The following is a 15,195-nucleotide window of genomic DNA, read 5'->3' as shown; positions in this document are numbered from 1 at the left end:
ATATTATTTTTGTAATACCAGTTTAGGATATTAATGTTGTAGGACTACTTTACTGATCTTTTACATTGTGGATATATGTCAAAGAATAGCGTTTTGTTCTGAATATAGAATAACCAGAAATGCTTCTTCTCCTGGTCAAAAGGCAGATATTCCTCCTCTTCAGCATGCACGAATACAAATAATTTGTATTTTGTACAGTTTACTACAGACCATTGACAGCTAACTATGCTTACCAAACCAGAAACTTTCCCGGAGAAAGACACCCAAACCACTCATCAGTCAGGATTACTCCGGCACATCGGCGTATTTGCAGCGGTTACGGTCGTGATGAGTTCCATGATTGGTTCTGGTGTATTTAAGAAAATAGCGCCTATGTCTGATGGCCTGCAATCACCTGGGCTGGTATTACTGGCATGGCTGCTGGCCGGAATAGTTACTTTGATGGGTTCGCTCACCAATGCAGAAATTGCCGGTTTGATTGCCGAACCGGGAGGGCAGTATGTGTATTTCAGGCGGATGTATGGGAAAATGTTTGCTTTTTTGTATGGCTGGGCATGTTTTGCCGTGATCCAGTCTGCTTCCCAGGCATCTATTGCCTATGTATTTGCCCACTCGGTCAACACCCTGGTTCCTTTGCCACAACTCAGTCCGGAACTGGAAGCATTCAGCCTTTTTGGTGTGATCTATCCGCTAAAGAATTTTGGTGTGAAAATACTCACGGTTTGCCTGCTGTGTTTGCTTACTACGGTGAACTACCGGGGTGTAAAATATGGGAGTTCAGTAAGTGCTGTATTCACTTCTTCAGTCGTACTGTGTATATTCACTATTGTTATTCTGGGCCTCACTATCAGTGGCGGAAGTATGGACAATATAGCGACCAACGCTTCCGGTTTTGACATTTCCAGGGTCAATACTTCTACCAGTGGACTGCTGGGAGCCATGTTTACGGCTATGGTAAGTGCTTTCTGGGCGTATGATGGATGGAATAACCTGAGTTTTCTGGGAGGCGAAGTAAAGAACCCCAAACGGACCATTCCTTTGGCACTGGGCATAGGCGTAAGTCTGGTAACTGGTATTTACCTGCTTATTAATTTTACCTATCTCTATGTAATGCCTATCGACGAAATGATAGCTGTGTTTAATACACCTAATACGATTGCAGCAGTGGAGGTTGTAAAAAAAATTGCAACATCAGCCGAAAATTTCTTTGGTATTGCACATCAAGATACACCGTCTATATTAAGTTTGAGTGGAATAACATTCATATCTACACTAATTTTGCTGGCTACTTTCGGGAGTACTAATAGTAGCATTTTATCCACGTCCAGGGTATATTTTGCGATGGCTAAAGATGGGTTATTCTTTAAAAAAGCAGCCTACTGTCATCCGGTTTACAAAACGCCTTCCATAGCTTTACTCATGCAATGTACCTGGTCGTGCATCCTGGTATTTTCCGGCAGCTTTGATCAACTCACCGATATGCTAATTTTTGCCGCCTTTATTTTTTATGGTGCCGGGGCTTTTGGTGTATTTGTATTGCGGAGAAAAATGCCGGATGCGCCTCGTCCCTACAAAGCCATTGGTTATCCGGTGCTGCCAGCCTTATTTGTATTGTGCTGTATCGCTCTGGTTACGGTTTCTCTTCTGGAGCGGCCTTTGCAGAGCCTCACTGGTTTATTTTTAATTCTGACAGGTCTGCCTTTTTACTTATCCTGGAAAAAAAATATAGTTTAAACTATTTCTGCCCAATAGAATCCAGAATTTCGGTGATCTTTTCATTCTGTACAATCAATATACCCAGCCGTTCTTCAGAAATTCCATCCTGAAGTTTATAGCTGTATACTGGTTTGTTGCCGATCAGCGAAGATTCAAAATATTTGAAACAAATGGTTGATGGATCAGGCAGTTCTTTGGCTACTTCTGTCAGGTGGGTAGATACAAAAAACGAACAGGTTTTAATTTTTGCAAAAGCAGAAATCACCAGCAGTGAAGCGTCCAGGGCATCTTTTACATTGGTACCTCTGAATAATTCATCAAAAATAACAAACACACTTTTGTTTTCCTTAATCATTAAAGCAGTTTCTTTCACCCGTTTTACCTCACTGTAAAAATGGCTGTATCCCAGTTGCATACTATCTGCAAGATTAATAGTGGTAATCAACCCATTGTAAAGGCTGGTTTGCATATAGCTGGCCGGAACCGGAAAACCAATATGTGCCAGGTAGATGGAAAGTCCCAGGGATTTGAGAAAAGTAGATTTGCCAGCCATATTCGGACCGGTAAGAAAAAACAGATTGGCCGTACTACTAATTTCAATATCGTTTAAAACCGGATTTTCCAGCAAAGGGTGAAATAATCCCTGAATAGTTACCTGCGGCTGGGCAGCAGATACATATTCCGGAAAAGTGAGAGATTTCTGTCTGGCGATCCTGGCAACGGTCTCAAATACGTCAAATTGATACAAATGGTCGAGCAGGGAAAACAGCTGGGGTTTAAACTTTTTTCTCAGCAAATGATCATACTGGCTGATTTGTAAAAAACTGAGTTTACTCTTCGTTTGAACCAGCGTTTGAATCATTGGTTCCTGCAAAAAGGCTTCTATCTGGCTGAATTGCTCCAGTATTAACGCTGGCATTCCTGTTTTTTCTGTAGAAGCGATAAACTGGTGCAGGTGCCGGAAAAGATAAATCAGATGTTCAATGCCTGTCTGAATGAGGTAATAGTTGTTATCCGGCCGGAGCTGGGCTGATACATGTTTGATACAGGCATCCAAAGGATTATTTTTCAATACGGTTACATTCAGATTCAGGTAATACTCAATCATATCTATTCGGTGGTAATCGATACCGATTTCTACCTGGTTTTCCCCAAAAAAACGTATAGCATTTTGCCTGTCTGTAAGTACCTTTTCCTCGTTGAGGGGAGCCAACATCATCTGGTAGAGCAGTGCTTTTCCACCTTTGGTTCTGGTATGGTTAAAGTATGAAAAAACAGAATGACTTTTTCTGCCTTCATCAAATAATTGCAGGTCTTTTTTAGTTTGGGTGTCAATATGAAAACTCATGCAACAGGTGGGTGTTTAGGGTAAGAAAGTACACAAGCAGAAAAAATATTCTGTGTTACTATGTGCCGGGTATTGCTACAGAAATAATGCTAGCCTGTATGTATGGCGGTTTTATGTTCAAATCTTTTTTACCGGAAGCTGCAATAAGCTTTTTTAAATGGGATTTATCGGTCATTTTCTTACTTTATTTCCAGAGTATTTTGTCGGGGAATAGCAGTTTTTTGTTGGTTGGACAGGTATTTTTACGCAACTTTGAAAATGATACAAAATGGTGAATATAGCCATACAGGATTTTTGCGTTTTAAGCCAGAACCTGAGCACTATTCATAGCTGAATAAATGGTTAAGAAAGGCAGGGATTTGATGAATTTTCATAACCGATTATTATTTGTATACTAGCATAAGCATTGAAGAATTCTAATACTTAGTACTATTAATTTAATGTAGAAGCAAAATTTTGAAATTACGGTCTATCACAACCCTTATCTGCCAAAAGTGTAGGTATCCTGTGGCCAGCCGTAATTTTTAATTTGTATCGCTTTCAACCCAGTAACAAATGCGTTTATTCTTATATATACTTACCTTGTTTGTATGCATTTCGCTCACCGGACAGGTGCATGCACAGGAAAGAAAAAGATTCAAAAATCCGGTAAAGATTAAAGCACCGGAACCCAAAAAAGAACCCCCAAAAGAAGAAACAACGCCTCCTGCAGAGGAAGAACCCCCGGTTGAATCTGAAATGGACGAGTCTTTCTCAGATTATGCGCCGGTAAAAGTACCGTCTATTGTAAGTGAAGATACCACGACCGCTGATGAAGGTACTTTGAGTGTTGTGGAAGTTGCGGAAGAAATCAAGGTAGATTGTGTCTGGGTAAAGGTAGCTGAATATTATTCCATCTGGGATTCCAGAAATGTAAACCCCTACAAAATTGATCCTACCAAGTTTGAAGATACAGTCGTCATAAATTTGTATGATGAGGCAAAAGGGCAGATGTGGTCGCCTCCCCTGGCTTCGGCACAGGTAAACTCTAATTTTGGTTTCCGGGGATACCGCTGGCACTATGGTACCGACCTCGACCTGAACACTGGCGATCCGGTAAGGGCAGCCTTTGATGGGATCGTACGTATTGTCCGGTTTGATGCCAGTGGCTGGGGAAACTATGTCTTGCTCAGGCATTATAATGGACTGGAAACGTTATATGGCCACCTGAGCCGGCAGGATGTGGAAGTGGGGCAACTGGTAAAAGCCGGGGATACGATTGGGCTCGGAGGCAGTACCGGGCGAAGTTCGGGGCCACATTTGCATATGGAAATCCGCTACCAGGGCAATGCCATCAATCCCATTAATATCTACGATTTTGATAATAACAAACTAAAGTCCCAGATATTTACCCTCACACCGGAACATTTTGCCTATTTTGGTACCCAGAAAAAAGCGGTTGTCCGGCGAACGGTGTACCATACAGTGCGGTCTGGCGATAACCTGGGGAAAATAGCCCGCAGATATGGTGTATCAGTCTCGTACCTGTGTAAAATCAACCGCATTTCCACCCGGACACTTCTCAAAACAGGACGAAGGCTTCGGGTTAAATAATCAGGTATTTGTATAAAAAACAAGCAGATTGTTGCTATACTTGCTATATTCTGGCTTTTACCCAATAATTGCCAGGTCTATCACCACTACCTATGATTAAACTTGATATTCTGGCGATTGCCTCCCATCCCGACGATGTAGAACTTTCCTGTGCCGGCACCTTATTGCTGCATAAATCCCTGGGCCACAAAGTAGGTGTAATTGATTTGACGAGGGGTGAATTAGGGACCAGAGGGACTCCGGAAACCAGAAAAGAAGAAGCGGCAGAAGCCAGCAAACTACTCAGCCTGGATGTACGGGAGAATATGAATTTTGCCGACGGCTTTTTTCAGAATGACCGTTTTCATCAGATGGAGCTAATTGCTGCCATTCGTGCCTATCAGCCGGAAATTGTGCTGCTCAATGCCATAGAAGACCGTCATCCGGATCATGGAAAAGGTGCTCAACTGGAGGTAGATGCCTGCTTTTTATCTGGCCTTAAAAAAATAATTACTTACCGGGATAATCAGTTACAGGAAGCCTGGCGGCCAAAAGCCATGTATCATTTCATACAGGACCGGTATATTAAACCTGATTTTGTGGTGGATATCACTTCTTACTGGGAGCAGAAAGTAGCTGCCATCCGGGCGTATAAAACCCAGTTTTATGATCCCAATAGCCCGGAACCTAATACCTATATTTCCTCTCCGGAATTCGTAGATTTTCTCTCGGCCAGAGCGCAGGAATGGGGGCATTCTATAGGCGTAAAATATGGAGAAGGTTTCACCAAAGCCCGTCAGATTGGTGTCCGCAATTTATTCGATCTCATCTAGGAATACATAAGTAATTTATAATACTTACTGGCTTTACAATTTTTGTAAGTATTTAAGTATTTTTATAATGAAAGCCATCTGTATCAAAAAATGAGTATCTTTCTTCTGGCTAGTTCTTTTTGTATCAAAAGATAGGCTGCTTTTTTGAGCAAGTATTGTTATTCGGTTAACCTCCTTCACTTATGAAAAAGAGAAAATTTTTGCAGGTATCTTCTGCTGTGGCCGCAGGTAGTATGATCTTACCTTTACAGGCATTTAAACCAAATGAAAAATTGAAGAACTGGGCCGGAAATATAGAATACAGCACAGATAAAGTATACTATCCTAAAACGCTTACAGAAATACAAAGCCTTGTAAAAAAATATACCAGGCTCAAAGGACTGGGCACCCGGCATTGCTTTAACCGGATCGCCGATAGCAAGGATAACCTGCTTTCCTTAAGAGACATCAATAAGGTAGTTTCATTAGATACCAATGCCAGGACCGTTACTGTGGAGGGAGGAATTAAGTATGGAGAGCTGGCTCCTTATCTGCACGAAAAAGGCTTTGCTTTACATAATCTTGCCTCGCTTCCCCATATTTCTGTAGCAGGTTCCTGCACTACGGCAACACATGGTTCTGGTGTTAAAATGGGCAATCTCGCTACGGCTGTGGTAGGTCTGGAAATGGTGTCCGCCGATGGAACGGTTCATACCTTGTCTAAAGAAAAAGATGGAGATACCTTTAATGGCGTTGTCGTGGGACTTGGGGCACTGGGAATCGTAACAAAAGTTACCCTCCGGATTGAGCCCACCTATATGATGCAGCAGTATGTGTATGAAAAACTGCCGCTTACTCAGTTAAAAGATAATTTTGATAAAATCGTGTCAGCCGGATATAGCGTGAGCTTGTTTACAGACTGGCAGCAGGAAAGCATCAATGAGGTATGGGTAAAAAGGCGTGTGCACGAAGCTGCCATGAATGAAACAGCACAGGGATTTTTCGGTGCAAAAGCGGCTACTAAAAATATGCATCCGATCGCAGAACTTTCCGCAGAAAACTGTACCGAACAAATGGGGGTAAAAGGACCCTGGTATGAACGCTTGCCACACTTTAAAATGGGTTTTACGCCAAGCAGCGGCAAAGAATTACAGGCAGAATATTTTGTTCCCCGCACGCAAGCTGTAGAAGCCTTTATGGCTATACAACGAATGGGAAAACAGATTGGACCGCATTTGTTCATATCGGAAATACGCACCATTGAAGCCGACGATTTGTGGATGAGCCCTTGTTATAAACAACCAAGTGTAGCCATTCATTTTACCTGGAAACAGGACTGGCCGGCTGTGAGTAAATTGTTGCCTGTGATAGAAAAAGAATTAGCTCCTTTTAATGCAAGGCCACACTGGGGTAAGTTGTTCACGATGTCATCCCAAGTACTAGCGTCCCGTTATGAAAAGCTAACCGACTTTAAAAAACTGATTACCAGATACGATCCTCAAGGGAAATTCCGCAATGAATTTTTGAGTAATGGTTTTTATACTACCTGATAGCAGGATTGCCTGGAAATAAATATGGCCACTAGTCAAACTTTTTACTTCTGACTGCTGGCTCATCTCTAGTGCTTCTGCTTAAATGTCTGCTTCTTTCTTCAGATATTTCCGGAGGAACTTGGTCGCCTGCGAAAACTGAAATTTTACGGTGTTAATGGACAATTGTAATTCTCTGGCAACTTCTTCATTATTCAATCCATCTAATGCCCGTAATTTAAAAATATGCTTTTTCTGCGGAGATAATTTTTCTATACCATTCTGCACAATCTGGTTGTATTCGCCATATTGCAGATTGCCCTCTGTTTCATTTACAATTACTTCCATAGAACTGGCCGCTTCCGACTGCTTACTCTGATGAACTTTATGGTTGCGGAGAATATTGAGCAAATGATTTTTAAGGGAAGTAAATAAAAAGCCTTTTAAAGATAAATTCTCATTCAATGATTCTCTGTTTATCCATAATTTCAGGAAGATATCCTGCAGCGCATCGTCCGATAAATCATTGTTTTTTAAGTATTTGTAGGCAATAAAATGGAGAGGCTTATGATACTTATGATATATTTCCCGGAAAGCAGTTTCATCTCCTGATTTGAGCCGGATTAGTAAGTAATGGTCAATATGGAGCTGAGCAGTTTCCAGCATGGGGTACACATTTGTTATAAATATATTAATAAAAATTCATATTAAGTTACTATCCGGATATTTTAACAGAATGATTGATAAGGAGACAATCTAGTTAAAGGAGATGATACAGGTATACGTTTGAAAGGGTAACTTGGGAAGACAAGAAAAAGCTAAAGTCTGTTACTCTTCCCTGAAGGCATAACAGACTTTAAATTGAATGGTATTACAATGAAATTCTTAAGCTGGTAGGCCAGACAACACATTATTTGCCAGTACTTCCGTATCCTCCTGCGCCTCTGGCCGTGTCAGAAAGTGCTTCTGCTGTTTGCCAGGAAATTTTTTCATAAGCTGCAATCACCATCTGGGCAATACGCTCGCCATTTTCGATGGTAAAAGCCGTATCAGATAAATTGATCAGCAGCACTTTCACCTCGCCCCGGTAATCAGCATCTATCGTTCCCGGGCTATTTAAAACGGTAATGCCATGTTTGAAAGCCAGTCCGCTTCTGGGCCTGATTTGTGCTTCGTAGCCATGGGGCAGTTCGATGAATAAACCGGTGGGAATAAGCTGCCGCTGAAGGGGTTGTAAGGTAACCGAAGCTTCAATATTAGCCCGGAGGTCCATACCGGCCGAATGTTCGGTCTGGTAGGAGGGAAGCGGATGCCGGGATTGGTTAATGATTTTTACCTGGGTGTTTGTCATAAGTTTATGAATACGCTTTTGATTATTGATCAGAAGATACAAAGGGTATTGTATAATTGTTGATGTAGCAGAAAAGTTTATTGCTGCCTCCTTAAGGATACTATCTGCGGCTACCACACTTTCCGTGACCTGAATGTAGACCGTTCCATCACAAATACAATGGCAGCAAATACCAGGCATAAGAACAAGTGAAAAGCAGTAGCGATTACCTGGTTACTGGACGGAAAATTAAACCCGATATAAATTAGTAGTGCAGCGCTTATAATATAGGTAACCGCCGATTTTATATCATACGGCACCGGATAGTATTTATTTCCCAATGTATAACACAATACTGTCATTACTATACAGGAAAGCAGAAAAGTATACGCGCAACCCATATAACCGAAAACAGGAATCAGCAGCATATTACCAATTACGGTAATTGCAGCACCGGTAAGAGTAATGTAAGTGCCATAATACGTTTTGTCGCTGAGCTTAAACCAGACAGATAAATTGTAATATACGCCCAGGAATAAATTAGCCAGTAATAAAACAGGCACAACGGCTAAACCTTCCCGGTAGTCTTTGCTGCGCAAAAACAAGCCGATAATATCCAGATTGACACTTACCCCCAGCCAGATGAGCACACACACAATAATGAACCATTTGGTAACTAGAGCAAAGGTGCCAGGTGCATTTTTATCTTCCGACTGGGAGAAAAAGAAAGGTTCAGCTGCATAGCGGAAAGCCTGAATAGCCAGTGTCATAAAAATAGAAAGTTTATAACAGCCTGCATATATTCCCAGCGCTTCCGCAGGTGTTTTGCCAGGATAAAAATTCTCTGGCAGAAAAGTTTCCAGCAAAATGCGGTCTGTCATCAGGTTAGTGGTTCCGGCAAGGCTCATGATCAGAATGGGATAGGCATATATCCACATAGATTGGAGTATTTGTTTATCCAGCCGGAAGCGGAACTGAAGGAAGGAACGGTAGAGCAGCAGAAAGAAAGCCGCATTGGCAATCAGATTTGAAAGCACGATGTAGCCAATGCCCAGCGAAGGAAAATAAATGGTTTCTACGAGAGGTTTCAGGCTTTGCAAATACTTTCCTTCATAAATATCCTTACAGAAAATCAGAAAGAAAATATTGAGAAAAACGGTGAGCAGAATGTTTGCCATACGGGCCAGTGCAAAGGTTTTGGCTTTTTTCTGCAAACGCAACCGGGCAAAAGGTATGGCTACAATGGCATCAATGGCTATAATAATGGCCAGCCAACGGACTAAATGGTCTCTGTCTGGATATCCGAGAGCATTGGCAATCTGTGGAGAAAGTATGATAATAAGTCCCGAAAGCAAACTGCTGCTTAGAATGATAGAGCTGAGGGCAACATTATAGTAATTTTCATCTTTTGCCTTAGAAGCAAAACGGAAATAAGCAGTTTCCAGTCCATACGTGTATAATACGTTAAAGAAGGCCACATAAGCATATAACTTGGCATTTACCCCAAATTCGGCAGGTGCAAACACAGCTGTATGCAATGGAACCAGTAAATAATTAAGCAGGCGGCCTACAATACTACTCAAACCATACAATGCTGTTTCGCCAGCCAGTTTTTTTAGTACACTCATGGGAGTTGGTCATTAGTCGTTGGTCGCTGGTCTTTAGTAAAAGGAGGAAGATAGATTTTATTTTACCAAAGACTAAAGACCAGTAACTACAGACATAATTTTATTTTCTTTGAAATTTGGCTGGCCGTTTTTCCAGGAAAGCTTTGGTGCCTTCTTTAAAATCTTCCGATTTACAGCAGATGCTGAAAGAATTAGCTTCTGTCTGGTATCCGTTTTCTTCTTTATTATACACCGCATTTACACAACTGATCACCATTTCGATAGCCAGAGGCGCTTTACTCAGGATTTTCCGCATCAGTTCTTCAGCCTTTGGCAAAAGTTCTGCCTGTGTATCAACCACATGATTCACAAGACCAATAGATTTTGCCTCCTGGGCAGTAATAATATCAGCTGTCATGATCAGTTCCATGGCTTTTGCCTTGCCTACCAGCTGGGTAAGCCGCTGGGTACCTCCATATCCTGGAATCAAGCCCAGGTTTACTTCTGGCTGTCCAAATTTGGCCGTTTCCACAGCAATACGTATATGACAAGCCATTGCCAGTTCGCAGCCACCTCCTAAAGCATATCCGTTTACAGCAGCGATTACTGGTTTGGGGCAGTTTTCAATCATGGCAAAAATCTCTTGCCCCCGTTCCGAAAATTTGCGGCTGCTTACTTCATTGAGGGAAGCAATCTCTGCTATATCTGCGCCGGCAACAAAGGCTTTTTCTCCTTCGCCAGTAAAAATCACCCCTTTAATGCTTGGATTGTCATAGGATTCCTGGATTACATCGCAAACTTCTTCAATGGTTGTAAGGTTTAGGGCATTCATTTTAGAAGGCCGGTTAATGACAGCAGTCAGAATTCCGTCCTTAGTCAATATATTAATGTTATCTAATGCCAGCATGGCTTATGTTTCGTTTATGAAGGCGCAAAGATAGTATATAATCCAGAAATTTAAATTCAACTCAGGCTTCTATAAAAGATTTGGGCTAAAACATATATACTCGTCATAGGCTGTTATATTTGCGGGAACCTGATAGGGAAGGATAGAAGTTAAAAATCGGAAATTGTAGCCGAAGTTTATTCATATGCTTGATTTAATAGTATTTCAAATTTATGCTATGTAAGCTATACTGACATAACTGTTATAACCAATACATCTAATTTCCATATTCTAGCCTCTAAATCCAGGTTCTAACTTCTAATCATTTAAACTCACACCGGATATGTCTCAGAAAACAACAATTACAGTAGCCTATGGAGATGGCATCGGACCTGAAATCATGGAAGCTACCCTGCAAATATTAGATGCCGCAGGAGCACAACTGGAAAAAGAAGTGATTGAAATAGGGGAAAAATTGTACCTGAAAGGGGTAAAAACCGGCATTGAACCCTCAGCCTGGGAATCACTACGGCGCACCAAAGTATTTCTGAAAGCGCCCATTACTACCCCTCAGGGTGGCGGCTATACCAGTCTGAACGTAACCACCCGTAAAATGCTTGGTTTATATGCCAATGTGCGCCCCTGCCAGTCCTATCATCCTTTTGTAGTGACCAAACACCCCAAGATGGATCTGGTAATTATTAGGGAAAATGAAGAAGATCTATATGCCGGTATTGAACATCAGCAAACCGAGCAGGTAGTGCAGTGTTTAAAAATTATATCCAGGCCGGGTTGTGAGAAAATTATCCGGTATGCCTTTGAGTATGCCAGGGCATATGGACGCAAAAAAGTGACCTGCCTTACCAAAGACAATATCATGAAACTGACCGATGGCTTGTTTCATAAGGTATTTGATCAGATTGGACAGGAATATCCAGATCTGGAAAAAGAGCACTGGATTATCGATATTGGCTCTGCCTTGCTGGCCGACGAACCAGAACGCTTCGGAGTGATTGTAACGCTGAATTTGTATGGCGATATTATTTCAGATATTGCTGCACAAATTGCAGGTTCTGTAGGGATGGGTGGTTCTGCCAACATCGGCGATCAGTGTGCCATGTTTGAGGCCATTCATGGATCTGCGCCTTCTATTGCTGGCCAGGGTATTGCCAATCCATCTGGGTTATTGCATGGAGCAATTATGATGCTGGTACATATAGGTCAGCCTGAAGTTGCGGCAAAAATTCACAACGCCTGGCTGAGTACGATTGAGGCAGGTATTCATACCGGAGATGTGTTTAAGCCGGATGTTAGCAAACAAAAAGTAGGCACAAAGGAATTTGCAGAAGCCGTAATTAAACGCCTGGGCAGAAAACCGCACTTGTTTAAAACTATTAGCTATCAATCAGCTCCCAAGCCTATTCATACCCATCAGGAAGCCCAGCAGGCCAAACGTAAAAAAGATCTGGTAGGCGTAGATGTATTTTTAGACTGGGATAAGGGTTCGGCTGATGATTTGGGAAAAGCATTGGAGAAAGTAACCAGCGAAGGTTTAAAATTGACCATGATCTCTAACCGGGGTGTAAAAGTATATCCGGATGGCTTGCCGGAAACCTTCTGTACCGATCACTGGCGCTGCCGGTATGTAAGCCAGAATGGGGGAGTAGTTTCGCATGAACAAATCCTTGCTTTGCTTGCCAAAATACAATCTGCCGGATATGATTTTATTAAAATCGAAAATCTCTGCACATTCGATGGTAAACCAGGTTATTCAGTCGGACAGGGAGAATAATAAAAGCTTGATTACTACAGATATACAAAAAAGCAGGCTTTTTCCTGCTTTTTTGCTTAAATAATGTACAACCTAAAAGCGCCTTATCCGTACATACTCTCATTACCAGCTAAATAAAATTATATTTGTATGAAAAACACATTCTCAGTTAAAAAGTTAGCGGGCATCAGCTTTTTGGCCGCCGCTTTATTCTTCGTTTCAAACACTGGTTTTGCCCAAAACGATGATACCCAAATTAGATTTGGTGTAAAAGGAGGTCTTAACCTGACCAATTTGTATGTAGACGATGTAGATGATGAAAAAATGAAAGCAGGCTTACATGCCGGGGTATGGATGAAAGCACCATTAGGTGAATATTTCGCCATCCAACCTGAATTGATGTGGTCTTCCAAAGGAACTAAAATCGGGAGCTACCGCAACATTCCGTTCACACAGGATGGAGATATCAGATTCAATCTGAACTATATTGATCTTCCTGTACTGGCAGCAGTTACCCTAGGACCTGTTAGCATACAGGCTGGCCCTTATGTATCGTACCTGTTCAATGCCAATGTGAAAAATCTGCGGGAAGATTTGTCTACAGGTATGGTAGCTGAGCTGGATGAAGACGATTTCCAGCGGGTAGATTATGGTCTGGCTGGGGGTTTGGCTGTTGATATCAAAGGATTTCAGATAGGCGCACGGTATATGTATGGCTTGCGTGAAATAGGTAACAGCGATATTGCCGGTCAACTTACCCGCAATGCTAAAAACCAGGGCTTACAATTCTTTGTTGGCATTGGCTTCTAAGAATTGGATTTTTACAAAAAAAGGCAGGGAACCAGATTCCTTGCCTTTTTTATTTGAGGTAAGTTTACTATTTACGCCACATAATAAATTGAAATTAAGATTTTACCTTTCAAATTGTGCAAGTTCAAACCACCAGAAGCTATTTGCCTTGATGCATTTATGATCTATTACTTCCAATTCCTGAAAGAGCATACATACATCATCGGAAGTCGGTTCAATATCAAGTAGGGTATGTTGAAGTTCTTCTTCACTATAGCTAACTAACTTTGTTTGATCTGAACCTACCCATTTATTTCTGAATTCTTCAGGAGTGATCATTTTCTGTGATTAATACTAAAGCAGCCCTATTACACTACTTCCTCGGCTTTAAGTTTCTTGAGATTCAGTAAAATATCAATGGTCATTGTTTGGAGAGTGTATTCAGGATTCCAGTGCCAGTCTGTTCGGGCAGCCGTATCATCAATGGTATCTGGCCAGGAATCGGCAATTTGCTGACGGAAGTCTGGTTTGTAGGTGATGCGAAATGCTGGAATATTCGATTGAATTGACTTGGCAATTTCTTTAGGGGAAAAACTAAAAGCACCTACATTATAGCTGGAACGGATTTTTATCTCGGTTGAAGGAGCATCCATGATTTGCAAAGTAGCTTTAATGGCATCTGGCATATACATCATCGGCAAATACGTATCCTCAGCTAAGAAGCATTCAAACGGTGCGCCTTCCAGGGCTTTGTGGTAGATATCAATCGCATAATCGGTAGTTCCGCCGCCCGGAGGCGTTTTATAGCTAATTAATCCTGGATACCGGAGGCTGCGAACATCCACGCCATATTTTTCAAAGTAGTATTCACACCACCGCTCGCCAGCCAGTTTACTGATGCCATATACGGTATTGGGGTCCATCGTAGTAAATTGAGGCGTTTGCTCGGATGGCGTATGTGGACCAAATACAGCAATGGAACTGGGCCAGAAGATTTTATGCAATTTTTTTTCCTGGGCGATATCCAGCACATTAAGCAAACCATTTACATTTAATTTCCAGGCAAATTTGGGATTCTGTTCACCCGTTGCCGAGAGCATAGCTGCCAGATGATAAATCTGTGTAATCTGGTGTTTGTTAATAATGGCCGCCAGCCGCTGTGTTTCCAATACATCCAGCTTTTCAAACGGACCTGTTTGGGAAAGCAAGGGCACCCGGCATTGCAGGTCTGAAGCAATTACATTACTTGAGCCATATATTTCTCTTAAAGCGAGTGTTAATTCTGTTCCTAATTGGCCACAGGCGCCAATAACTAATATTTTATCTGGTTGCATTCGATAGATGATAAATCTGCTGGTAAAACTACAAATTACTTGCTGCCTAAAAAACACAATACCTTTGCCTTTAATACGTATCTTTGCGGCAAAATTTGTTTAAGAAACTTTAAAAATTTAGGTAAATAGTCATTGATTTAAGCAATAGAATGAATAGTTTGTTCATATGAACTCCACTTTCGAAACCTATCTGGCCGAAAAAAAAATTGACAGCCAGGCCTTTAGGGAGAATGAACCGCAGCAGTGGCAGGAATTGTATGCATTGTTTGAAGCCGTACATCCGGAAAGTTTTACTGTTCAGAAGAAATTTCTGATTAATAATATCCGCCGGCAATATCCCCTGAAAACACCTGTTGTTGTGCCAGAGACTGAACCGGCTACTTCAATCCCGGCGAGTACGGTACCTCCGCCTGCTGCTAAACCTGCCCGGCCAGTACTAAAACGGCCTGTAATCGAAAAAAAACCGGAGCAGGAAGAATAAATTAAAAGCCGCCTGTTCGC

The 15,195-nt window shown here is 41.7% G+C and carries 14 protein-coding genes; 7 read left to right on the top strand and 7 right to left on the bottom strand.

All coding sequences use genetic code 11. The features are described 5' to 3' along the window. Positions 1–225 precede the first annotated feature (225 nt). Positions 226–1,734: an APC family permease gene (locus GXP67_RS34340; protein ID WP_162447307.1), complete on the top strand. Its 1,509-nt coding sequence runs from the start codon at positions 226–228 to the stop codon at positions 1,732–1,734. 1 nt (position 1,735) lies between these two features. On the opposite strand, the gene GXP67_RS34335 is transcribed toward GXP67_RS34340, so the two are convergent. Continuing rightward, positions 1,736–3,064 (bottom strand): MutS-related protein, encoded by a 1,329-nt coding sequence (locus GXP67_RS34335; protein WP_162447306.1) that lies wholly within the window; start codon positions 3,062–3,064, stop codon positions 1,736–1,738. 555 nt (positions 3,065–3,619) lie between these two features. On the opposite strand from GXP67_RS34335, the gene GXP67_RS34330 reads away from it, so the two are divergent. The 3 genes from GXP67_RS34330 to GXP67_RS34320 all read left to right on the top strand — a co-directional run bounded on the left by GXP67_RS34330 (position 3,620) and on the right by GXP67_RS34320 (position 6,998). Further along, entirely contained in the window at positions 3,620–4,657 is a 1,038-nt protein-coding gene (locus GXP67_RS34330) for a LysM peptidoglycan-binding domain-containing M23 family metallopeptidase (protein ID WP_162447305.1), read from the top strand. Between the two features lie 95 nt (positions 4,658–4,752). After that, positions 4,753–5,469 (top strand): bacillithiol biosynthesis deacetylase BshB1, encoded by a 717-nt coding sequence (gene bshB1, locus GXP67_RS34325; protein WP_162448146.1) that lies wholly within the window; start codon positions 4,753–4,755, stop codon positions 5,467–5,469. A 182-nt stretch (positions 5,470–5,651) separates the two neighbouring features. Beyond that, on the top strand, positions 5,652–6,998 hold the full coding sequence (locus tag GXP67_RS34320; RefSeq protein ID WP_162447304.1) for an FAD-binding protein: 1,347 nt from the start codon (positions 5,652–5,654) through the stop codon (positions 6,996–6,998). 81 nt (positions 6,999–7,079) lie between these two features. Here GXP67_RS34320 and GXP67_RS34315 read toward each other — a convergent pair whose 3' ends face one another. From GXP67_RS34315 to GXP67_RS34300, 4 genes are all read right to left on the bottom strand, one after another. Beyond that, positions 7,080–7,643: an RNA polymerase sigma factor gene (locus tag GXP67_RS34315; protein ID WP_162447303.1), complete on the bottom strand. Its 564-nt coding sequence runs from the start codon at positions 7,641–7,643 to the stop codon at positions 7,080–7,082. Between the two features lie 244 nt (positions 7,644–7,887). Beyond that, complete coding sequence (gene dut / locus GXP67_RS34310) at positions 7,888–8,328, bottom strand: dUTP diphosphatase (RefSeq protein ID WP_162447302.1); 441 nt, start codon at positions 8,326–8,328, stop codon at positions 7,888–7,890. 110 nt (positions 8,329–8,438) lie between these two features. Then, positions 8,439–9,935, bottom strand: a complete 1,497-nt coding sequence (locus GXP67_RS34305) for a lipopolysaccharide biosynthesis protein (protein WP_162447301.1) — start codon at positions 9,933–9,935, stop codon at positions 8,439–8,441. Between the two features lie 100 nt (positions 9,936–10,035). After that, positions 10,036–10,821 carry an enoyl-CoA hydratase/isomerase family protein gene (locus GXP67_RS34300; protein ID WP_162447300.1) on the bottom strand — a complete coding sequence of 262 codons (786 nt, stop codon included), beginning with the start codon at positions 10,819–10,821 and terminating at the stop codon, positions 10,036–10,038. Between the two features lie 322 nt (positions 10,822–11,143). Here GXP67_RS34300 and GXP67_RS34295 point away from each other — a divergent pair, with 322 nt between their 5' ends. Both GXP67_RS34295 and GXP67_RS34290 read left to right on the top strand, forming a co-directional pair. Continuing rightward, the gene (locus tag GXP67_RS34295) at positions 11,144–12,592 is read left to right on the top strand and encodes an NADP-dependent isocitrate dehydrogenase (protein ID WP_162447299.1); all 1,449 of its coding nucleotides are present in this window, start codon (positions 11,144–11,146) and stop codon (positions 12,590–12,592) included. A gap of 129 nt (positions 12,593–12,721) precedes the next feature. Next, positions 12,722–13,381: a porin family protein gene (locus tag GXP67_RS34290; RefSeq protein ID WP_162447298.1), complete on the top strand. Its 660-nt coding sequence runs from the start codon at positions 12,722–12,724 to the stop codon at positions 13,379–13,381. Between the two features lie 102 nt (positions 13,382–13,483). Here the strand turns inward: GXP67_RS34290 and GXP67_RS34285 are convergent, their stop codons facing one another. Together GXP67_RS34285 and GXP67_RS34280 are read right to left on the bottom strand one after the other, a co-directional pair. Next, a complete protein-coding gene (locus GXP67_RS34285; RefSeq protein WP_162447297.1) occupies positions 13,484–13,699 on the bottom strand; it encodes a hypothetical protein in 216 nt (71 codons plus the stop codon). A 29-nt stretch (positions 13,700–13,728) separates the two neighbouring features. Beyond that, positions 13,729–14,694, bottom strand: a complete 966-nt coding sequence (locus GXP67_RS34280; protein ID WP_162447296.1) for an NAD-dependent epimerase/dehydratase family protein — start codon at positions 14,692–14,694, stop codon at positions 13,729–13,731. Between the two features lie 166 nt (positions 14,695–14,860). On the opposite strand from GXP67_RS34280, the gene GXP67_RS38115 reads away from it, so the two are divergent. Continuing rightward, the gene (locus tag GXP67_RS38115) at positions 14,861–15,175 is read left to right on the top strand and encodes a hypothetical protein (RefSeq protein WP_317170088.1); all 315 of its coding nucleotides are present in this window, start codon (positions 14,861–14,863) and stop codon (positions 15,173–15,175) included. Positions 15,176–15,195: the final 20 nt, after the last annotated feature.

This window comes from Rhodocytophaga rosea, from assembly GCF_010119975.1.
In the GTDB taxonomy this organism is placed as follows: domain Bacteria; phylum Bacteroidota; class Bacteroidia; order Cytophagales; family 172606-1; genus Rhodocytophaga; species Rhodocytophaga rosea.
This window is presented reverse-complemented; position numbering and strand designations above follow the sequence as displayed.